Annotated in this window: 19 protein-coding genes; all 19 read left to right on the top strand. The window is 67.9% G+C overall.

The window, feature by feature from the left end; all coding sequences use genetic code 11:
- The first annotated feature begins 89 nt into the window (after positions 1-89).
- The 19 genes from OXK16_12420 (at position 90) to mltG (ending at position 20,438) form a co-directional block, all read left to right on the top strand.
- Positions 90-317 (top strand): hypothetical protein, encoded by a 228-nt coding sequence (locus OXK16_12420; protein ID MDE0376747.1) that lies wholly within the window; start codon positions 90-92, stop codon positions 315-317.
- A 46-nt stretch (positions 318-363) separates the two neighbouring features.
- Positions 364-585 carry a helix-turn-helix domain-containing protein gene (locus OXK16_12425; protein MDE0376748.1) on the top strand — a complete coding sequence of 74 codons (222 nt, stop codon included), beginning with the start codon at positions 364-366 and terminating at the stop codon, positions 583-585.
- A 263-nt stretch (positions 586-848) separates the two neighbouring features.
- Positions 849-1,364, top strand: coding sequence for a crossover junction endodeoxyribonuclease RuvC (ruvC, locus tag OXK16_12430; protein MDE0376749.1), 516 nt, complete (start codon positions 849-851; stop codon positions 1,362-1,364).
- A complete protein-coding gene (ruvA, locus tag OXK16_12435) occupies positions 1,361-1,948 on the top strand; it encodes a Holliday junction branch migration protein RuvA (protein MDE0376750.1) in 588 nt (195 codons plus the stop codon). Before ruvC ends, ruvA begins: the two co-directional genes overlap by 4 nt.
- Positions 1,941-2,966, top strand: a complete 1,026-nt coding sequence (gene ruvB / locus OXK16_12440; GenBank protein ID MDE0376751.1) for a Holliday junction branch migration DNA helicase RuvB — start codon at positions 1,941-1,943, stop codon at positions 2,964-2,966. Before ruvA ends, ruvB begins: the two co-directional genes overlap by 8 nt.
- A gap of 48 nt (positions 2,967-3,014) precedes the next feature.
- Positions 3,015-4,058 (top strand): tRNA preQ1(34) S-adenosylmethionine ribosyltransferase-isomerase QueA, encoded by a 1,044-nt coding sequence (gene queA / locus OXK16_12445; protein MDE0376752.1) that lies wholly within the window; start codon positions 3,015-3,017, stop codon positions 4,056-4,058.
- Positions 4,055-5,170: a tRNA guanosine(34) transglycosylase Tgt gene (gene tgt / locus OXK16_12450; protein MDE0376753.1), complete on the top strand. Its 1,116-nt coding sequence runs from the start codon at positions 4,055-4,057 to the stop codon at positions 5,168-5,170. Before queA ends, tgt begins: the two co-directional genes overlap by 4 nt.
- A 124-nt stretch (positions 5,171-5,294) precedes the next feature.
- On the top strand, positions 5,295-5,594 hold the full coding sequence (gene yajC / locus OXK16_12455) for a preprotein translocase subunit YajC (protein ID MDE0376754.1): 300 nt from the start codon (positions 5,295-5,297) through the stop codon (positions 5,592-5,594).
- A 15-nt stretch (positions 5,595-5,609) separates the two neighbouring features.
- Complete coding sequence (gene secD / locus OXK16_12460; GenBank protein MDE0376755.1) at positions 5,610-7,139, top strand: protein translocase subunit SecD; 1,530 nt, start codon at positions 5,610-5,612, stop codon at positions 7,137-7,139.
- On the top strand, positions 7,136-8,146 hold the full coding sequence (secF, locus tag OXK16_12465; GenBank protein ID MDE0376756.1) for a protein translocase subunit SecF: 1,011 nt from the start codon (positions 7,136-7,138) through the stop codon (positions 8,144-8,146). Before secD ends, secF begins: the two co-directional genes overlap by 4 nt.
- 49 nt (positions 8,147-8,195) lie before the next feature.
- Positions 8,196-8,732 carry an adenine phosphoribosyltransferase gene (locus OXK16_12470; GenBank protein ID MDE0376757.1) on the top strand — a complete coding sequence of 179 codons (537 nt, stop codon included), beginning with the start codon at positions 8,196-8,198 and terminating at the stop codon, positions 8,730-8,732.
- Positions 8,733-8,735: 3 nt separating this feature from the next.
- Positions 8,736-10,928 (top strand): bifunctional (p)ppGpp synthetase/guanosine-3',5'-bis(diphosphate) 3'-pyrophosphohydrolase, encoded by a 2,193-nt coding sequence (locus OXK16_12475; protein MDE0376758.1) that lies wholly within the window; start codon positions 8,736-8,738, stop codon positions 10,926-10,928.
- Positions 10,929-10,981: 53 nt separating this feature from the next.
- On the top strand, positions 10,982-11,629 hold the full coding sequence (locus OXK16_12480; GenBank protein ID MDE0376759.1) for an MBL fold metallo-hydrolase: 648 nt from the start codon (positions 10,982-10,984) through the stop codon (positions 11,627-11,629).
- 100 nt (positions 11,630-11,729) lie between these two features.
- Complete coding sequence (gene hisS, locus OXK16_12485) at positions 11,730-12,977, top strand: histidine--tRNA ligase (protein MDE0376760.1); 1,248 nt, start codon at positions 11,730-11,732, stop codon at positions 12,975-12,977.
- Positions 12,974-14,773 (top strand): aspartate--tRNA ligase, encoded by a 1,800-nt coding sequence (gene aspS, locus OXK16_12490; GenBank protein ID MDE0376761.1) that lies wholly within the window; start codon positions 12,974-12,976, stop codon positions 14,771-14,773. The genes hisS and aspS overlap by 4 nt, the downstream gene beginning before the upstream one ends.
- 12 nt (positions 14,774-14,785) lie before the next feature.
- Positions 14,786-16,144, top strand: coding sequence for a replication-associated recombination protein A (locus OXK16_12495; GenBank protein MDE0376762.1), 1,359 nt, complete (start codon positions 14,786-14,788; stop codon positions 16,142-16,144).
- Positions 16,145-16,249: 105 nt separating this feature from the next.
- Positions 16,250-18,871 carry an alanine--tRNA ligase gene (gene alaS / locus OXK16_12500; GenBank protein ID MDE0376763.1) on the top strand — a complete coding sequence of 874 codons (2,622 nt, stop codon included), beginning with the start codon at positions 16,250-16,252 and terminating at the stop codon, positions 18,869-18,871.
- The gene (gene ruvX / locus OXK16_12505) at positions 18,871-19,314 is read left to right on the top strand and encodes a Holliday junction resolvase RuvX (protein ID MDE0376764.1); all 444 of its coding nucleotides are present in this window, start codon (positions 18,871-18,873) and stop codon (positions 19,312-19,314) included. Before alaS ends, ruvX begins: the two co-directional genes overlap by 1 nt.
- A complete protein-coding gene (gene mltG / locus OXK16_12510; GenBank protein ID MDE0376765.1) occupies positions 19,311-20,438 on the top strand; it encodes an endolytic transglycosylase MltG in 1,128 nt (375 codons plus the stop codon). The genes ruvX and mltG overlap by 4 nt, the downstream gene beginning before the upstream one ends.

Genomic DNA, 20,438 nt, shown 5'->3' on the forward strand with positions numbered 1-20,438 from the left:
GGGGGAGCAGGGGTTCGGCGGGTCAGGTGGCTCTGCTGGTTCGTTGGTCGGGTCGTATCGAGCAATTCCGAGATAGGAAGGGAGCAAAGGTGAAGATCAAGATCGGCGCCAGGACGATGGCGCGGGTTCATGCCCGTACGCTGTGGATTCGGGAGGAGAAGGGAGCAGCCGAGACCTCGACGATCCTGGCCTGGATAGTGGTCGGCGTGCTGGTGGTGTTCGCCCTCCGGACGGGGCTTACAAATGCGGGGACAACCGTGATCACCTGGGTGACGGACCAGATCACAAACGTGACCGTCGCTCCTGCCAACCCCTGACAATGGAGCGGGACTTGCGATTCGCGCGCGACGACTGGGCGACGGCATGATCTACCCATCGGATGCCGGCAGCGATCCCCGGCTCTTCCCCCCGGTCCTCGATGTGCCCGGGGTGGCCGACCTGCTCGGTCTCTCCATAGAGGAGACCCGCCGGCTCATCGGAGAGGGCTGGATCGACTGCGCCCGCGTGAAGGGGCGCCTCCTGTTCCATCGTGACCGGGTCATCGAGTGGCTCCGGAGCCAGCGCGTGGACCCCGACGATTGGTAGTGGTCTGTCTGTGGAACCGCTAGGCGTACTCTGGCGGTCATCGGCGCCCCTCGCTGCGTTCCGCTTCCTCACCGTGCCGCTGCGGGCACGCCTTCGTCAGCGGGCCTTGCGAGGAACACCGCTGCCGACGCCATACCACGCCGCCATTCCACAGACAGACCACTGGCAAGACGTTTGGCAGGCCGGAAAGAGCCGGAACCGTGCCTAGCCTCGGCTAGGCTAGAACGTATGTTCGCATCACCGGTACCGGCCCCGGAAACGCCGTGCTCGTGATCGGTATCGATCCCGGGCTGACGACCACCGGGTTCGGTGCGGTCCGCAGGGGCGCCGGCTCGCCGGCCGTCCGGGCCGCGGGCGTGATCAGGACGGAAGCCGGCCTGCCCACCGCCACCCGGCTGGACGTCCTGTACCAGGACATCACGGAGCTGATCGAGGAGGTCCGGCCGGAGGTGATGGCCATCGAGCGGGTCTTCGTCAACCGGAACCGTCTCACCGCCACCCAGGTGAGCCAGGCTTCGGGGGTGATAATGCTGGCGGCGGCACGGGCAGGGCTCGAGGTGTTCGAGTACTCCCCTTCGGCTGTCAAGGCGATCGTCACCGGCGACGGCCGGGCTTCCAAGGCGCAGGTCCAGCAGATGGTGGCGCGGCGTCTCGGCATGCGGGAGGCGCCCCGACCGGCCGACGCCGCCGATGCCCTGGCCATCGCCCTCTGCCACATGCAGAGCACGGGCAACCGGCTGGGCCGCGTCGAGGCGGCGGCTCGGAGGGCTGCCGGATGATCGGCCGGCTCCGGGGCATGCTGGTCGCCAAGGGCGAGTCGGGTGTCGTGATCGAGGCCGGCGGCGTCGGTTACGAGGTGAACGTGACGCCTCGGGATCTGACGTCTCTGCCCGGCCTGGGCGAGGAGGTGGTGCTGCATACCCACCTGGCGGTGCGGGAGGACAACATGGCTCTCTACGGCTTCGACGGGCAGGCCAGCCGCGACATGTTCAGGATCCTCCTGGGCGCCAGCGGCGTGGGGCCGGCCCTGGCCATGGCCATCCTGGCGACAATGCGCCCGGCCGATCTCCGCCAGGCCGTAGCCACGGATGATGTCGCGGCGCTGGTGGCGGCCCCCGGGATCGGTAAGCGCAAGGCCGAGAAGCTGATCCTCGACCTCCGGCCCAAGCTGGGCTCCATGGTGGTGGGCATGGCATCTACCTCGGAGGTGGCGAGGGTCAGGGAGGCCCTCGAGTCCCTGGGCTACCTGCCGGTCGAGGTTCGTGCGGCCCTGGAGGAGATTTCGCTCGACGGACCGGTGGAGGAGATGGTCAGGAGCGCGCTCAAGGTGATGGGCCGGAACAGGGGCCTCTCCGGTGCGTGAGGACGGCCTCCTGGCCACCCACCCCACCGAGGAGGACCACGCCGGCGAGGTGCTGCTCCGTCCCAAGACGCTGGACGAGTTCGTGGGGCAGCGGAAGATCAAGCAGCGCCTCTCCGTCTCCATGGACGCCTCGATCAAGCTGGGCCGCCCCCTCGATCACCTGCTGCTCTCGGGTCCGCCCGGCCTGGGCAAGACCACCCTGGCCCGCATCATCGCCGCCGAGATGGGGGCGCAGCTCCGCTCGACCTCGGGCCCGGCGGTGGAACGCCCCGGAGACCTGGCCGCCATCCTGTCGGGGCTGGAGTACGGGGACGTGCTGTTCATCGACGAGATCCACCGCCTGCAGCGGGTCATAGAGGAGGTCCTGTACTCGGCGATGGAGGACTTCGCCCTCGACATCGTGGTCGGCAAGGGCCCGACCGCCCAATCGCTCCGCCTGAGCCTGCCCCGGTTCACCCTGGTCGGCGCCACCACCAGGATCGGAACGGTGACCGCCCCCCTGCGGGATCGTTTCGGCATGGTGGACCGGCTCGACTACTACGAGGACGATGAACTGAAGCGGATCGTGACTAGGTCGGCGACCATCATCGGCGTCCCGGTGACCGACCATGCCGCCGGCTACGTGGCGGTCCGGAGCCGGGGCACGCCGCGCATTGCCAACCGCCTGCTGACCAGGATGAGCGAGTACGCGGTGGCGCGGGCGGACGGGCGCATAGACGAGGCCGTCGCCGCGGCCGGTATGGCGCTCTGGGAGGTGGACGATCTGGGACTGGACAAGGTGGACCGAATGATCCTCGACGCCATCGTGTCCAAGTTCGGCGGCGGCCCCGTGGGGCTCACCACCCTGGCGATCGCCGTTGGGGAGGAGCCGGAGACGGTGGAGTCGGCCTACGAGCCGTTTCTCGTCCAGCGGGGACTGGTGGCGCGCACCCCGCGCGGGCGGATGGCCACGGCGCTCAGCTACGAGCACATGGGCGTGCCGGCGCCCGGATCGGCCCAGACTTCCTTCCTAGGCTAGGCGGCCACCGGCCACTGACGCCTGCCTAATGTCCACCAGCTTGCTCCCTTGAAAACCTCCGGCTTCGCCTACCGGCTTCCCGATCACCTGATCGCCCAGTCCCCGGTCGAGCCCCGCGACTCGGCTCGGCTGATCCGGGCGTCCGACCTGACCGATTGGACGGTCCGGGACCTGCCGGAGCTCCTGCATCCCGGCGACCTCGTGGTGGTCAACGACACCAGGGTGCGGGCTGCCCGCCTGATCGGCCGGCGGGAACCCACCGGTGGACGGGTGGAACTACTGCTCCTGGGACGCAGGGGTGATCGCTGGCAGGCGCTGGCCCGGCCCGCCCGCCGCCTTAGAGCGGGCTCCATGGTCCGAACCGGCGGGCTGGTGGCCCGTGTCGAGACCGATCCGGTGGAAGGCCAGGTCGACCTGACACTCCGGACCGCAACGGGCGAAGCAGGGGAGGAGGTCGTGGAGCGCGCCATCGCGGAGGCGGGCCTGGTCCCGCTCCCTCCCTACATCCACCGGACACTCGACGACCCGGAGCGGTACCAGACGGTGTTCGCGGACCGGGTGGGCTCGGCCGCCGCCCCCACCGCAGGCCTCCACCTCACCTCCCGTATCCTGGGCGGCCTGGCGGAACGGGGGATCGGCCTGGCGCGTATCGAGCTCCGGATCGGCCTGGACACCTTTCGCCCGATCACCACCGAGGAGATCGCCGATCACCGCATGCACTCTGAATGGATGGACGTGCCCGAAGCCACAGTGGACCGGATGATGGAGACCCGCCGAACCGGAGGCCGGGTGGTGGCGGTGGGGACCACGGTGGTGCGGGCCCTCGAGACGGCCTGGCGTGACGGACGGCCGGCCCCGTACCGGGGCTCGACCAGCCTCTACATCACGCCCGGCCACCGCTTCGGAGCCGTGGATGTGCTCCTGACCAACTTCCACATGCCGGGGTCCTCGCTGCTGGTCCTGGTGGCGGCCTTCGTAGGGGGATCATGGCGGTCGGTCTACGAGACGGCCCGCGACCGCGGCTACCGCTTCCTCTCCTTCGGCGATGCCATGCTCCTGGAGCGGGCACCGACCCCGGCCGGTTCCCGATGACGCGCGCCCGCCCGGTCACCTACCGGTGCCAGGCCGAGGATGGCGCGGCCCGCCGGGGCCTTCTCTCAACCCCACACGGCGCCGTCGAGACCCCCGCCTTCATGCCGGTCGCCACCAGGGCTTCGGTGAAGGGCCTCGACTCCCGCGACCTGCGCGCCGTCGGCACCGGGATGGTGCTGGCCAACACCTACCACCTGATGCTCCGGCCCGGCGCCGGGCGCATCTCCGCCCTGGGCGGGCTCCACACGTTCATGGGTTGGGACGGTCCGATCCTGACCGACTCCGGCGGCTACCAGGCCTTCTCGCTGCGAGCCTCCATAACCGAGGAGGGATGCGGCTTCAAGTCCGTCTACGACGGCTCGCCTCAGTTCCTGACTCCCGAGCAGGCCGTGTTCATCCAGGAGGAGTTGGGCCCCGACATCGCCATGGTGCTCGACGTCTGCATCGGCCTGCCGGCGCCCACAGACGCCGTGGCGGAGGCCATGGAGCGCACCTTGCGGTGGGCCGAACGCTCGGTTGGCGTCCGCAGCAGGGAGGACCAGGCGCTGTTCGGCATCGTCCAGGGCGGCGCCGATCCCGACCTGCGTTACGAGAGCGCCCGGCGTACCGCCCAGCTGGATGTGGACGGGTTCGGGATCGGAGGCCTCTCCGTCGGTGAGGACCTCGGACGCCGGAACGAGTCCGTGGAGGCTGCGGTGGCCGGCCTTCCTGCCGAGGCGCCCCGCTACTTCATGGGCCTCGGAGACACGGAGGGGCTGCTCGAAGCCATCGCCAGGGGAGTGGACCTGTTCGACTGCGTGTGGCCGACGCGGCTGGCCCGTCACGGCAAGGTCATCAGCAGCCGGGGCGACTACAACATCCGGCTGGCCCGGTTCGCCGGAGACGAAGCGCCCCTCGATCCCGAGTGCCCGTGCTCGACCTGCCGTACCTATTCGCGCGCCTATCTGCGGCATCTGGCCAACACCCGCGAGCTGTCGTTGCCCCGGCTTCTCTCCATACACAACCTGGCCGCCACGCACCGGCTGCTGGAGGAGGTCCGGGAGGCAATCGCGGCCGGCGCCTTCGCCCGGCTCCATAGACGCGTGGTGGCCCGGCGTGGGCAAGGGCCCTAGAGCATGTCCCGTAACCTCAACTTCCCCTCTTCGTCATGACCGCTACCATCGACCCACCCTCATACAGGTGGGTCCGTATCCGAGGCGGTCCCAAGCAAAACCGATCCGAAAGAGGTGTGAAAAGGTGTCCGTTGCCTACATAGCCCAGACAGACGCCGGTGGCGGTCTCAGCGTCCTGTGGCCGCTGTTGCTGCTCGGCGCGCTCATGTACTTCCTCATCATCCGGCCGCAGCGCAAGCGGACCCGGAAGCAGCAAGCTCTGTCGGCCGCCCTGGAGGTCGGCGATCAGGTTCGCACCATCGGTGGCCTGATGGGAGTGATCGTCGGGTTGGGCGACGACTGGGTGACCCTCGGCATCGAGGAAGGGCGCATCAGGGTGCTGCGCAGCGCCGTGGCATCCCGCATGAACGCCGACTCCTCCTAGGAGTAGAACTCTCCCGTGTTTCGCCGCTGGCTCGCGGTCGTCATCCTGGCTGGTCTCGCCTGGGGTGGGCTGGTTGCGATCTTCGCTCTCGGCTGGACCCCCCGGCTGGGCCTTGACCTGCAGGGCGGAACCTCGGTCATCCTGGAGGGGCCGGAAGGCACCGACGAGAGAGTGATCGAGACCGCGGTCGAGGTCATGAGGCGGCGGATCGAGGACTTCGGGAGCGTCCAGGAGCCGGAGATCTCCATCACCGGAGGAACTTCGATACTGGTCCAGTTGCCCGGCGTGACCGATCAGGAGCGGGCGCTGAACGCGGTGGGGAGAACCGGGCTGCTGTCCTTCCGGCCGGTCCTGTCCATCTCACCGTATCTGGGGGCGGGGGAGCAGGGTGAAGGCTTCGTGTTCCCCGACGGCGTCGACCCCGAGACCGGGCTCACCGTCGAAGACGACATCAACGCGGACAGATCGTTCCTGCCCGAGTACGACGACCTGGGGAACATCGCCGCGGTCTACGAGGTGGGCCCGGCGGACATCGCCGCCCATCGCCAGGGCATCTGTAACCACGGGCTGGACTGTTCCCGATTGCCCACCGTGCCGAGCCTCCTGACCGGCGCGGAGGTGGCTTCGGCCCTAGCCCTCTTCGGGCAGTATGCCGATAGCGCATGGACGGTGCAGCTCAACATGACCGGGGAGGGCGCCGGCCGGTTCGCGGCGGTCACCGGGCTGCTCGCCCAGTATCCCATGGGAACCCCCAACCGCCGGTTGGCGATAGTGCTGGACGGAGCGGTTGTTTCGGCGCCGGAGATCTCGGCCGGCGTCGGTCCGGACGGAATCAGCGGGGGTACCGCGGTCATAACCCTGGGCGCGTCGGAGGACCAACAGGAGGAAGCCGAGGATCTGACCACCGTTTTGCGGTACGGGTCGTTGCCGGTGGCCTTCGAGCGATCAGCGGTCCAGAAGGTCTCGGCAACCCTCGGCGAGGACTCCCTACGAGCGGGACTGATCGCGGGCGTGGGGGCCTTGGTGCTGGTGGTGTTCTTCCTGATGGTCTACTACCGCTCCCTCGGATTGGTGACCCTGCTGGGGTTGACCGTGTTCGGCAGCCTGCTGATCGTCATCTTCGGGGTGCTCGGAGCCTGGCAGGGCCTTACCCTGACCCTTTCCGGGGTGGCCGGGGTGATCGTGTCGATCGGGATCACCACCGACTCTTACATCGTCCTGTTCGAGCGGACCAAAGAGGAGATCCGCAACGGCCGGACTGTCGTCGACGCCAATAGGGAGGCCTACCGGCGGGCCTTCCGGACCATCCTCACCGCCGACTTCGTGTCGTTCGTCGGCGCGGTGCTCTTGTGGGCGCTGGCGATCGGTCCGGTCAAGGGCTTCGCCCAGGCACTGGGCATCGCCACGGTGCTCGACGTGATCGTGTTCGTAGTGTTCACGCGCAACGCGTCGGCGATCATGGCCCGGAGCCGGCTCGGCGACGGCGGGTTCTTCAGCATCCGGGGCACGACCGGACAGCAGCTGCCCCAGGGGGCCTCGCGATGAGCGCGATCGGCCGTCTCTACCGGGCCGAGACCTCGATCGACTTCGTCGGCCAGGCCCGCCGGTGGTTCATCGTCTCGGGCGTCGCGATCGCGCTCTGCCTGCTGAGCCTGGGCATCCGCAACCTCAACCTCAGCCTGGACTTCACCGGTGGTACCTCCATCAGCATGCCCAACCCGGCCGGCGCGGGTATCGGTGAGATCCGCTCGGCCTTGGGATCGATGGGCGCCGCGGCCCGCGTGCAGCTGGTGGACGACGGCACTTCGATCCGGATCCAGACCGAAGCGGTCGACCTCGACACCGAGCGCTCGATGGTGGTGTCACTCGTAGAGGTGGCCGGGACCACGATCGAAGTGACCGACGTGGAGTCGGTGGGCCCCACGTTCGGGCGCCAGATCGCCGGGCGGGCGATGCAGGCGTTGCTGGTGTTCCTGGGCGTGGTGGTGGTCTTCATCAGCATCCGGTTCGAGTGGAAGATGGCGATCGGCGCCATAGCGGCCCTGTTGCACGACCTGATCCTGACGGCGGGGGCGTATTCGCTGCTGGGCTTCGAGGTCACCCCGGCCACGGTGGTGGCGGTGCTCACGATCCTCGGGTACTCCCTCTACGACACCGTGGTCGTCTACGACAAGATCAAGGAGAACGTGGAGTCCGACCGGGACCGGCGTACCTACACCGACCTGGTGAACCGGTCCATGAACCAGGTGTTGATGCGATCCATCAACACCTCGCTCACCAGCCTGCTCCCGGTTGGTTCCCTGCTGTTCATCGGCTCGTTGCTGCTGGGAGCCGGCACGCTCCGCGACTTCGCGCTGGCGCTGTTCGTAGGGATCGCTGCCGGTACCTACTCGTCGATATTCGTGGCCGCGCCGCTGCTCGCCCTGTGGAAGGAACGCGAGACGGAGTGGTCGAGGCGCCGCTACCGGTCGGAACGCAAGGCCGGTGGCTCGAGACCCGCCGGTCACCGTCTCAGTTCCAGAGGCCAGCAGACCGCTCGAAGGCAGAAGTAGATGAGACCCGCGTCCCTCCCGCCCGGCTCTATCCGACCACCCTCCTAGGATGACGGTGATGGATGTCGGTCGGTTGAGCACGCTGGTCCGTGACGTCCCCGGCTTCCCGGTTCCGGAGGTGACGTTCAAGGACATCACGCCGCTGCTGGCCGATCCCGACGCCCTCCGGTTGGCCACAGACCTGCTCGCTGCTCCGTTCGAAGATGCGAGTGTGACCACGGTGGCGGGGATCGAGGCCCGGGGTTTCGTGCTGGCGCCGGCTGTCGCCCTCGTCCTCGGCTGCGGCTTCGTACCGCTGCGGAAGCCGGGAAAGTTGCCCTACCACACCCGTAAGGAGGAGTACCAACTCGAGTACGGGCTAGACGCGCTGGAGGTTCATGTCGACGGCGTCGGCCCGGACGACCGGGTGCTGCTAGTGGACGACGTGATAGCCACCGGCGGCACGGCCCGGGCGGCTACCAACCTGATCCGGGGGCTGGACGCGGAACTGGTCGGCATGGGGGTACTCATCGAGCTGGCCTTTCTGGGTGGAAGGGAAACGCTGGACGGAGTCGATCTGCATTCGATCCTGACCTATGACAGCTGAGCCATGACAGACCTTGCGGTAGCGCGCGGTCGCCACGATGCCGCCCAAGCCGAGCTGGAACCGATCCTCTCCGCCCTTAGAGGTCACTTCCCGGATGCCGACGACGACATCGTCATCCATGCCTACGACCTGGCTCAGAGCTACCACGCCGGCCAGTTCCGGCTGTCCGGCGATCCCTTCATCACCCATCCCATCGCGGTCGCGCAGATACTGGCCGAGTACGGGCTCGATGCCGAGACGATCGCCGCCGGACTGCTCCACGACACCGTGGAGGACACCGACCTGACCCTCCGCGAAGTCGAGGACCTGTTCGGTGAGAACGTGGCCCGCATAACCGACGGGGTCACCAAGCTGGACGGAGTGGAGTTCGACATCACGCGGGAGGAGGCCCAGGCAGAGACCATCCGCAAGATGGTGGTATCCATGGCTCAGGATGTGCGCGTGCTGATCATCAAGCTCGCCGACCGGCTCCACAACCTCAGGACCATCCATCCGCTGCCGGTGGAGCGCCAGCAAATCAAGGCGCGGGAGAGTCTGGAGATCTACGCGCCGCTGGCTCATCGGATGGGCTTCCAGGAGGTCAAGCATGAGATGGAAAACCTCTGCTTCGAGATCCTGTACCCGGGCCGCTACCAGGAGATCGAGGACCTCATCCGGCAGCGGGCGCCCGAGCGGGAGGCCGTGATCCGCCAGGTCATGTCGGAGGCGAGTGAGATACTGGCCCGAGCCGGGATAGACGCGGTGCTCAAGGGACGCCCGAAGCACCACTATTCCATCTACCGCAAGATGGTCGACAGCAGGTTGTCGTTCGAGGACATCCACGACCTGATCGGTATCCGGATCCTGGTGGAGATAGTCAAGGACTGCTACGGCGCGCTGGGGCTGGTCCACTCCCGGTGGACTCCGGTCCAGGGGCGGTTCAAGGACTATATAGCCCTTCCCAAGTTCAATCTCTACCAGAGCCTGCACACCACCGTGATCGGTCCCGACGGCAAGCCGCTGGAGGTTCAGATCCGCACTCACGAGATGGATCTGCGCGCGGAGTTCGGCATCGCCGCCCACTGGAGATACAAGGAAGGCGGGACGAGCACCGACCTGGCGTGGATGGTGGATCTCCGCAACCTGCCGGCCGACTACGAGGACCCGGCCGAGTTCCTGGCCAACCTCAAGCTCGACCTGTACGAGGACCTGGTGTTCGTGCTCACCCCGCAGGGGGACGTGAAGACCCTGCCGCGCGGCGCCACTCCTGTGGACTTCGCCTACTCGGTCCACACCGAGGTGGGCCACCGGTGCGTGGGAGCCAAGGTGAACGGACGGCTGGTGACCCTGGCCACCGAGCTCCAATCGGGCGACATCGTGGAGATCATCACCACCAAGTCCGACGACTCCGGACCCACCAGGGACTGGCTCGGCTTCGTCCGCACCTCCAAGGCCCGCTCCAAGATCAAGCAGTGGTTCTCACGGGCTCGCCGCAAGGAGTCCCTCCAGTCGGGACGGGACGCCGTCCAGGACCTGATCAGGCGGGACCGGGTCCACATCATCAAGAACGAGCGGACCAGGGTGCTTCACGACGTGGCCCTCACGCTCGGCTACCGCGACACGGAGACGATGTACATAGCGGTCGGGGACGGTGCGGTAGCCCCGCAGACGGTCGTCAGCCGGATCAAGCGGGTGCTCTCGACTCCGGTGGTGGGGGAGGATCTCGGGACGTTAGACCCGGTGCGGCGGAGGACGGACCGACCGGCCGGCGAGGGTGTCATAGTGGAGGGATTCGATGACGTCTGGGTCCGGATCGCCCGGTGCTGCAGTCCGGTACCCGGCGATGATCTGGTGGGGTTCGTCACAGTCGGTCGAGGAGTGTCGATCCATCGCACCGAATGCAGCAATATGCAGCGCCTGGCCGGCCAGGAGGAGCGCATGATCGAGGCGAGTTGGGCGCCGGGCCAGCTCAGCAGCTTCAGTGCGTGGATACAGGTGGAGGCTCTCGACCGGCCCAACCTGCTTCGGGACATCACCTCGGTCATATCGGATGCGGGCGCCAACATCGTGGGGGCGTCCTCGCGGACCGACCGCGACCGGGTCGCGGTCCTCCGATACGAGGTGGAGCTATCGGATCCCGGCCAGTTGGACCGGTTGCTGGCAGGCGTGCGCCGGGTTGCCAGCGTCTACGAAGCCTTCCGCCTGCGGCCGGGTTGATGCCAGCAAGCGCCCGGTGGGGCGCCATCCGTCGACTCTAACCTGGCCGCCGTATGCTCATCCGTCGACTCGAGTTGTGGCTGGCCGCCACCAACACCTACGTGGTCGCCCCCGAGACCGGCGGGCCGGCTGTCGTCATCGATGCTCCACCGGACTGCCTCGACCCCGTCGCCGGTCTGCTGGCGGCGCATGACCTGGTCCCGACGGCCCTACTGGTCACCCATGGCCATGTCGATCACCTGGGAGGCGCCGGTAGCTTCGTGGCCGGAACCGGGGTCTCCGTCTACCTCCACCCTGATGATGACTTCCTGGCCCGTCGTCCGGAGGAGCAGCTCCGCACCTTGATGGGGACCGTTCCGCCGGGGGACTACCGGTCGCCCGAGAGCTATCGGGAGCTCTCCGACGGCCTGTCTCTCGATCTGGCCGGACTCCGGCTCGACGTAGTGGCTACGCCCGGACATACTCCCGGGCACTGTTGTTTCTATCTGTCCGAAGAGGCGATACTCTTCTCGGGCGACCAGCTGTTCGCCGGCTCGATCGGCCGAACCGACCTCCCCGGCGGGGATTACCAGACCCTCATGAAGAGCATGAGGGAGAAAGTGATCCCCCTCGACGACGGGGTAACCGTCATGCCGGGCCATGGTCCCTCGACCACGATCGGCCGCGAGCGGCGTTCCAATCCCTTTCTGGGAGGGTACTGAAAAATGTCCAGTTGGCCTGGAGGCCTAGAATGAAACCCCTGGTCAAGATGTGCGGCCAACCAAGATCCCCGTCTTCTTCAGCACCCTCCCGGGTGTGTGCATGAGCTTCCGGGCGCCCAAGGGCACCGACGACGTATTGCCCCCGGAGTCCCGGCGCTGGCGCGAGCTGCTCCGTTCCTGGGACTTGCTGGCCGAACAGTACGGGTATGCCTACGTCGCCACCCCCATATTCGAGGCCACCGACCTGTTCGCACGGGGGGTGGGCGAGGCTACCGAGGTGGTCGAGAAGCAGATGTACAGCTTCCGGGACAAGGGAGGGCGGCATCTCACTCTCCGTCCCGAGGTCACCGCCAGTGTTCTGAGGGCCTACATCCAGGGGGGCCTGTCGGGCGAGTTCAAGGGCGCCTACTCGGGGCCGTGCTTCCGGTATGAACGCCCGCAGGAGGGCCGTCGCCGGCAGTTCTGGCAATTGGGGGTCGAGTACCTGGGCGCCCCTGACGCCGAGGCCGACCTGGAGGTGATCGAACTCGGCTATCGCTACCTGCTGGATTGCGGCCTCGGCGACGTGGTCGTGCACGTGAACTCCATCGGTGACGCCCCGGATCGGGTGGCCTACCACGCCCGGCTGTCGGGCTGGCTTGCCGAGCGAAGCCACCTGTTCTCCAAGGATGCCCGCCGGCGGATCCATACCAACCCCTTGCGGGTGCTCGATTCCAAAGCCGACCAGGAAGTGGTGGCTGACGCTCCCGTTCCCGTCGACTATCTGGAAGGGGAGGCGGCCGCCCATCACAGCCAGCTCCTCGCCGGTCTCCAGGAGCGGGGAATCGCGCACCGCCACGCCCCCCGGTTGGTGCGGGGGCTGGACTACTACAACCGCACCGTGTTCGAGTACATCCCGCCAAGCTATGCCGCGGCCCATAACGCGGTCGGTGGCGGCGGCCGTTACGACGGATTGTCCCGGCTGCTCGGCGGCGGCGATCTACCGGGCGTAGGTCTGGCGCTGGGGCTCGACCGGATACTGTCGGCGGCCGGGCAGAGCCCGCCGGCGAGGGCGCTGGACGTGTTCCTGGTGGTGGCCGACCAGGAGCGCCGCAGCCTCGCCCATGCCTTCGCCCGTCGCCTCAGGGCGGCGGGGGTCCGGTGTGACCTGGTGGCGGGCCGCCGATCCGTCAAGGCGCAGTTCCGGGCGGCCAATCGACGTGATGCGGCGGCAGCGGTGGTGATCGGCGCCGAGTGGGACGACGGGTTGGTGACCGTCAAGGACCTCAGCTCGGGCGATGAGCGCACCATACCGGCCGGCGAGGTGGCGGCTTGGGTCATCGGCGGTCCCGCGGGAGGCGGGTCATGACCGCTTACCGTTCGCATTTCGCCGACGAGCTGGGACCCGATCAGCTGGATCAGCATGTGAGGGTGGCCGGCTGGGTGGCTCGGGTCAGGGACCTGGGCGGTATCTCGTTCTTCGACCTGAGGGACGGGCGGGGGATAGTGCAAGTGGTGGTCGATCCGGCTGTGGTCCCGTCCGCATCGGACCTCCGCATGGAGTACTGCGTCCGCGTGGAGGGTACGCTCCGCCGGCGCCCGGCCGGGACCGAGAACCCTGACCTCCCCACCGGGGACTTCGAGGTCGAAGCCGGTGTGCTCGAGGTGTTGAGCAGGGCGGCGCCACTCCCGTTCATGATCGACGACCGTTCCCACTCGGAGGAGCGGGTCCGGCTCGAGTATCGCTATCTGGATCTGCGCCGCCCCCGCATGGCCGCCAATCTGCGAGCCCGTTCCCGGTGCATCAGCGCCATACGGCGCACTCTCGACGGCCTGGGCTTCCTGGATGTGGAGACCCCCACGCTCGTCAACTCGACGCCCGAGGGAGCCCGGGACTTCCTGGTACCGAGCCGGCTGCGGCTCGGCCGGTTCTACGCCCTACCCCAGAGTCCTCAGCTCTTCAAGCAGTTGCTCATGATTGCCGGGGTGGAGCGCTACTACCAGATCGCCCGCTGCTACCGGGACGAGGACACCCGGGCCGATCGCCAGATCGAGTTCACCCAGCTGGACCTGGAGGGATCGTTCTGGGAGCGGGAGGACGTCTTCGCCGCCATCGAGCAGGTGGTGGCGGCCGTGGTGCGAGACCTGCGCGGCGCCGAGCTCCCACTACCACTACCCAGGATCACTTACGACGAGGCGCTGGCCCGCTACGGCACCGACAAGCCGGATCTACGTTTCGGCATGGAGGTGACCGAGCTGTCGGATGCGTTCTCGGGCACCGGCTTCCGCGGCTTCGCCGGCGCTCTCGCCTCGGGGGGCGTGGTCCGGGGCATCAACGCCGGGCCGATGAGTCCCTCCCGGGCAGAGTTGGACGGTCTGGTGGGCCGGGCCAGGGAATTGGGCGCCGCCGGCCTGGTCTGGGCCGTGGTCAAGGATGGCGGCGGTTGGCGGTCGCCCGTGGCCAAGTTCCTCGACGCCGCCGAGATAGCGGAGGCGACCCGGAGTCTCGATGCATCGCCCGGCGACTTGTTGTTGCTGGTGGCCGGCGAGGCCGCCATGGCCTCCTCGGTGCTGGGGGCGATCCGCCTGGATCTGGGACGGCCCGGTAGTCATGAGGAATTGTGTTTCGCCTGGATAGTGGACTTTCCGGTCTTCGAGACGACCGAGGGTGGTGACCTGGTTCCCTCACACCATCCCTTTACCGCACCGGTCTCGGTGGAGGAGATGCGGGAGCGGCCGGAGACGGCCGTGGCTCAGGCATACGACCTGGTGCTCAACGGGTCCGAGCTGGGCTCCGGGTCTGTGCGGATCCATGACCCCGATACCCAGCGGGCCGTGTTCGAGACCCTGGGCATCTCCGATGAGGAGGCTGAGTCACGTTTCGGCTGGTTCCTCGAGGCCCTTGCCTACGGGACGCCACCCCATGCCGGCTTCGCGGTGGGGATCGATCGCCTGGTGGCCATCCTCCAGAACGAGATCAGTATCAGGGAGGTGATCCCGTTCCCCAAGACCCAGAGCGGCGCCGATCCGCTCACCACCGCTCCGACCCGGGTGGTCGATGACCACCTGGAGGAACTCGGCCTGGACCTCACGGCCACCGCCAAGGCGGCCCTGGCCGCCACGGACCAACCCCCGACGGGGCCTTCCGAGCCCGCCGGATCCTGACCGGTAACCGGGATGCCGTCCGAACCCGACCTGTTCTCCGCCGGCCGGGAGAGACGCCGGCGCCGGGTGGCCCCGCTGGCCGACCGCATGCGTCCCCGGTCCTTGCAAGAGGTGGTGGGCCAGCCCGATCTTCTCGGGAAGGGCGCCGCATTCCGCGCCATGGTCGAATCCGGCCGCCTGGTGTCGGTCCTGCTGTTCGGACCGCCGGGTACCGGTAAGACGACCCTGGCCCGGCTCATGGCCTCCGAGAGCGACGCGGTATTCGAGCAGCTGACCGCGTCCGCTCACGGGGTGCGTGACGTCCGCCGGGTCCTGGAGGGAGCGGAGCGCCGGCTCGGGGAGCAAGGGACTCGAACGGTGCTCTTCCTGGACGAGATCCATCGCTTCAACAAGGCCCAGCAGGACGCCCTGCTGCCCGGGGTCGAGAACGGCACCGTCATACTGGTCGGCGCTACCACCGAGAACCCGTTCTTCGAGGTCAACTCCCCCCTGATCAGCCGATGCACCCTGCTCCGTCTGGTTCCGCTGTCCGCTGCCGAAGTGGTCGAGCTTCTCGAGCGGGCCCTGACCGACCGCGAGAGGGGGCTGGGTTCCGCAGCGATGGCGATCGACCCGTCGGCCGCCGAGGCCCTGGCCCGTCGGGCGGGAGGGGACGCCCGGCTATCGCTCAACGTCTTGGAACTGGCCGCCATCGTGGCCGGCGGCGGCGGACGGACCACCATCACCTACCGGGATGTGGAGGAGGCCCTCCAGCGCCGCATCATCCGCTACGACAAGAAGGGCGACCAGCACTACGACGTCATCTCGGCCTTCATAAAGTCGATGCGGGGCTCCGACCCCGACGCCGCCCTCTACTGGCTCCACACCATGCTGTCGGCAGGCGAGGATCCGGAGTTCGTGGCACGACGGATGGTCATCTTCGCCTCCGAGGACGTGGGCATGGCCGACCCGGACGCTCTGGTCCAGGCGGTGGCCGCCGCTCAGGCCCTGGCGATGGTCGGCCTGCCCGAGGCGGCCTACAACCTGTCGCAGGCCGCGATCTACCTGGCCACCGCTCCCAAGTCCGACTCGGTGAAGAGATCGATGGGCGCGACCCGCCGGGCGGTCGAGGAGACACCCGCCGCCACCGTTCCCGCCCATCTCCGCTCCACCGGCGGGCGGCTGGTGTCGTCGCAGGTAGACGGCACGCCGGCGGGATATGTTGATCCCCACACGGGACCGGGACATCTCGTTCAGCAGCCTCACCTTCCGGAGCAGATGGAGGGGAGGATCCTCTATCGACCCACCCGCCAGGGCAGGGAGGCGGGCGTTGCCGACCGGCTCGAGGAATGGGACCGGGTACTGGGCCGTCCTACCAGGGCAGGCGATTAGCACCGATAGGACGGTCGTGGCTCGGGTTCGCACCGTGGATGAGTGAATTCGCGCTCCTGATCCGGGGTCACCGGCAACCTGCCGCTCAGGGCTAACCTGCAACGGATGCGAGCCAATGCCATCCGGCGCGCCTTCACCGACTTCTTTGCCGAACGCAATCACGTAGTTCGGCCGTCCGCGTCGCTGATCCCCACCGACCCGACGCTGCTCGTGACCAACGCCGGCATGGTCCCGTTCAAGCCCTATTTCCTCGGGGAGGAGGAGCCGCCCTGGCCCCGGGCGGTCAGCATCCAGAAGTGCGTGCGAACGGTCGACATCGACATCATCGGCACCACTGCCCGCCATCTCACCATGTTCGAGATGCTCGGCAACTTCTCCTTCGGTGACTACTTCAAGGAACTGGCCATCCGCTACGCCTTCGATTTCGTCACCGGACCGCTCGGCCTGGATCCCGAACGTCTCTGGTACACGGTGTACGAGACCGACGACGAGGCCGAGGAGATCTGGATCGACTCGATCGGGGTTCCACCTGATCGGGTGCAGCGGGGCGGTAAGGACAACTTCTGGCAGATGGGCATTCCCGGTCCGTGCGGTCCGTGCTCGGAGATCTTCATCGACCGGGGCCCTGCCTACGGGCCTGACGGGGGCCCGATCGGTGGTGGCGAGGACCGGTTCGTGGAGCTCTGGAACCTGGTCTTCATGCAGAACATCCAGGATGAGCCCTATCACGTTGTCGGCGACATCCCTGCCAAGGGGATTGATACTGGCACCGGGCTGGAGCGTCTGGCCATGATCCTCCAGGGAGTCGACACTCTTTTCGAGGCCGACTGCGTCCATGACGTGCTGGCGGCCGCCTCCGGGGCCCTGGGCCGGACCTATGGCGAGGACGAACGGGTCGACGTGGCGCTTCGCCTGCTGGCCGACCACGCCCGCGCCTCCACGTTCCTCATCGGCGACCTCGCCCTGCCCGGAAACGAAGGCCGGGGTTACGTGGTGAGGCGCCTGATCCGTCGAGCGGTGCGCCACGCCTGGCAACTGGGTAGCGAGAGCCTCATCATGCCCCGGCTGGCCGAGGTGACCGCCGACATCATGGAGGATGCCTACCCGGAACTCAAGGCCAACCTCGACTTCATCCGGCACGTCTTCGAGCGTGAGGAGTCCCGATTCCGGCGCACCCTCGCCGCCGGGACCCAGATGCTGGACGAGGCACTGGTGGGTTCGGAGCCGGGTGCCGTTGTGTCGGGCGCCCTGGCCTTCAAGCTGCATGACACGTACGGCTTCCCGATCGACCTCACCCGGGAGATCGTGGAGGAGCAGCGGCGCGAGGTGGACCTGGACGGGTTCGAGGCCGAGATGGCCGCCCAGAGGGCCCGCGCCAAGGCCGCTTGGAAGGGGGGAGCCGAGGCGGTCCGCGTGGACTCCTACAAGCGAATCCTCGACACCGTAGGCCCCACCGAGTTCCTGGGTTACGTCAGGGACGACTCGCCCGCCCTGGTCCTGGCCATACTCCGGGAGGGGGAGTTGGTGGAGAGGGCCGAGAAGGGTCAGGAGGTGGAGGTCTTCCTGAACAGGTCACCGTTCTACGCCGAGGCCGGTGGGCAGGTGGGTGATGTCGGGTTGATCGCGTCGGTGACCGGACAGATCGAGGTAGGCGACACGCAAGCGGCCGTGACCGGCTTGCACGGCCACCACGGCAAGGTGAAGAGCGGGTTCGTCCAGACCGGCCAGGAAGTGGATGCCCGTGTCGACAGCCCCCGGCGCGACCGCATCCGCAAGTCCCACACCGGTACTCACCTCCTCCATTGGGCGCTCCGGGAGGTGATAGGGGAGCACGCCAACCAGGCCGGTTCCCTGGTCCAGGACGGGCGGCTCCGCTTCGACTTCAGCCACTACACGGCGGTGGCCGCCGAAGAGCTCGGCGAGGTGGAGCAGTTGGTCAACCAGCGGGTCGTGGACAACCATCATGTGGGCCTGCTCGAGACGTCCAAGGACGAGGCCGAGGCGATGGGGGCGCTGGCCTTCTTCGGTGACAAGTACGGTGAGCGGGTGCGGGTGGTCTCGGTGGGGGACTTCTCGGTCGAGTTCTGCGGTGGCACCCATGTGGGCAGTTCCGCGGAGGTAGGACCGCTGCTGGTCACCTCCGAATCCTCTATCGGATCGAACGTGCGCCGGGTGGAGGCTCTGACCGGTATGGCCGCCTATTCCTATGCCAGGGAAGCGAGGGAGCAACTGACCGACGTAGGTCGCTTCCTTGGCCTGTCGATGTCGGAGGTCCCGGCGGGAGTGCGCCGGCTCGCCGAGCGGGCCGACGCCATCCAGAGCGAATTGGACCAGCGCCGCCGGCAGGAGAGGACTGCGATCGCCGCCGACCTGGCCGGTGCCGCCCGGCGTACCGGCGATACCTCGTGGCTGGTGGCCGAACTCGACGATCACGCCCCGGTGGCGTTGCGCCAGGTGGGGGCGCAGGTCCGGGACCGGCTCGGGTCCGGCGTCGTGGTGCTGGGGAGCCGGGCGGGCGGAAAGGGGGCGCTGGTCGGCCTGGCGACCCGTGACCTGGTCGACAGGGGTGTCTCGGTGGCCGATCTGGTGCTGGTGGGCGCCAAGCTCCTCGGAGGAGGCGGCAGTCGCGATCCCGAGTTGTCACAGGCGGGCGGACCCAGGGGCGACAAGGTAGGCGAGGCTCTGGACGCGATCCGGGAGGCGGTGGCGCGCCGTCTGAGTGCCTGATGAGCGCCGGACCGGGAGGAGCCAGCCGCATCATGGGCATCGACTACGGAAGCCGGCGCGTGGGTGTTGCTCTCTCCGACCGTCTCGGTATCGCCGCCCATCCCTTCGTAGTACTCGAGGCTGGCCCGGGCCTCGGCCGCCGGCTGGCCGACATGGTCGGTGCGGAGGATGTGGCCAAGGTGGTGGTGGGGCTGCCGGTTTCCCTCGATGGAAGCGAGCACGCTGCTGCCCGCAGGACCCGCCGGTTCGTCGATCGGCTCCGCCCCCTCGTCGGGGTGGAGGTGGTCCTGTACGACGAGCGCCTGACCACCCGGATCGCCGAGAGCGTCCTGGTGGCGGCTGGGACATCGCGGGCCAAGCGCCGCCGACGGGTCGACAAGGTGGCGGCCGCGGTGATGCTGCAGGGTTATCTCGATAGCCAAGCCCGCCCGAGGGTCGAATGAGTGCCTACCGGCGACCGGACGTTCCACCGGAGGGTCACAACGGAGGTGACGATCGATGGCTGATCCGCGCCCGCGGCGCCATCACCGGCCTGCTGGTGGCTGCTGTCGTCACCTACGCGCTGATGGTGGGGGGCGCGGGCCTGGGCAACTGGGTCAGCAGGCTGGGCGGGCTCGGTGGAGGAGATCAGACCGCCGAGGTCGAGCCGGGCCGCACCGTGGTGGTGGAGATACCGTCGGGGTCCAGCGCCCGCAGCATCGCCGGCATCCTGGTGGGCAACGGTGTGGTGCCGTCGGCCATCGAGTTCGAGTCCTTGGTCCGGACGCGCGAGGCAGGCAGCCTCCTCAAGGCTGGTACCTACGAGCTGGTCACCGGGACCGACCTCGACGAGATCGTCGACCTTCTCATAGCAGGGCCGCCTCTCGATGTGTTCCGGGTGACGGTGGTCGAAGGACTCCGCCTCCACGAGGTCCTGGACGTCCTGGCCCTGGCCACCCGCAACTACTCGGAAGAGGACTTCACGGCTGCCCTCACGAGCGGGGACGTGACATCCCCCTACCTGCCCGCGGGTCTCGAGCGATCGGTATGGGAGGGGCTTCTCTTCCCGGCTACCTACGAGTTCTTCGGCGACGCCACCCCGTCGGAGATGCTGCAACGGCTGGCGACCGAGATGGAGCGACGGCTGGAGGCGTACGACTGGTCCACTGTTACCACGCGAGGCTTCTCGGTGTACGAAGGGCTCGTAATGGCCTCTCTGGTCGAGGCCGAGGCCGGAACGGATGAGGACCGGCCGCTGATCGCCAGCGTTATCAACAACCGGCTGGAGCGAGGCATGCCGCTCCAGATCGACGCCACCGTTCTCTACGCCATGGAAGACCGGGGCCGGTCGCCCACGCTCGAGGACCTCCAGTTCGAGTCCCCCTACAACACCTACCTGATAGCCGGTCTCCCGCCGACGCCCATCGGTGCGCCGGGCGCCAAGTCCATCGAAGCGGTCATCGAGCCGGCCGATACCGAGTTCCTCTATTACGTTCTCACCTCGGAGGATGGATCCCACTCCTTCTTCGCCGACTACGACGACTTCCTGGTGGCCAAGCAGCAGGCGGACGCCCTGGGGATCGGTTGA

This window comes from bacterium, from assembly GCA_028821235.1.
Classification (GTDB): domain Bacteria; phylum Actinomycetota; class Acidimicrobiia; order Spongiisociales; family Spongiisociaceae; genus Spongiisocius.

Bases quoted from the DNA above. Each gene is read 5' to 3' on its own strand.
- OXK16_12425 (MDE0376748.1), top strand. From the start codon at position 364: ATGATCTACCCATCGGATGCCGGCAGCGATCCCCGGCTCTTCCCCCCG.
- ruvA (MDE0376750.1), top strand. From the start codon at position 1,361: ATGATCGGCCGGCTCCGGGGCATGCTGGTCGCCAAGGGCGAGTCGGGT.
- tgt (MDE0376753.1), top strand. From the start codon at position 4,055: ATGACGCGCGCCCGCCCGGTCACCTACCGGTGCCAGGCCGAGGATGGC.
- secF (MDE0376756.1), top strand. From the start codon at position 7,136: ATGAGCGCGATCGGCCGTCTCTACCGGGCCGAGACCTCGATCGACTTC.
- OXK16_12470 (MDE0376757.1), top strand. From the start codon at position 8,196: ATGACGGTGATGGATGTCGGTCGGTTGAGCACGCTGGTCCGTGACGTC.
- OXK16_12475 (MDE0376758.1), top strand. From the start codon at position 8,736: ATGACAGACCTTGCGGTAGCGCGCGGTCGCCACGATGCCGCCCAAGCC.
- OXK16_12480 (MDE0376759.1), top strand. From the start codon at position 10,982: ATGCTCATCCGTCGACTCGAGTTGTGGCTGGCCGCCACCAACACCTAC.
- hisS (MDE0376760.1), top strand. From the start codon at position 11,730: ATGAGCTTCCGGGCGCCCAAGGGCACCGACGACGTATTGCCCCCGGAG.
- aspS (MDE0376761.1), top strand. From the start codon at position 12,974: ATGACCGCTTACCGTTCGCATTTCGCCGACGAGCTGGGACCCGATCAG.
- OXK16_12495 (MDE0376762.1), top strand. From the start codon at position 14,786: ATGCCGTCCGAACCCGACCTGTTCTCCGCCGGCCGGGAGAGACGCCGG.
- alaS (MDE0376763.1), top strand. From the start codon at position 16,250: ATGCGAGCCAATGCCATCCGGCGCGCCTTCACCGACTTCTTTGCCGAA.
- ruvX (MDE0376764.1), top strand. From the start codon at position 18,871: ATGAGCGCCGGACCGGGAGGAGCCAGCCGCATCATGGGCATCGACTAC.
- mltG (MDE0376765.1), top strand. From the start codon at position 19,311: ATGAGTGCCTACCGGCGACCGGACGTTCCACCGGAGGGTCACAACGGA.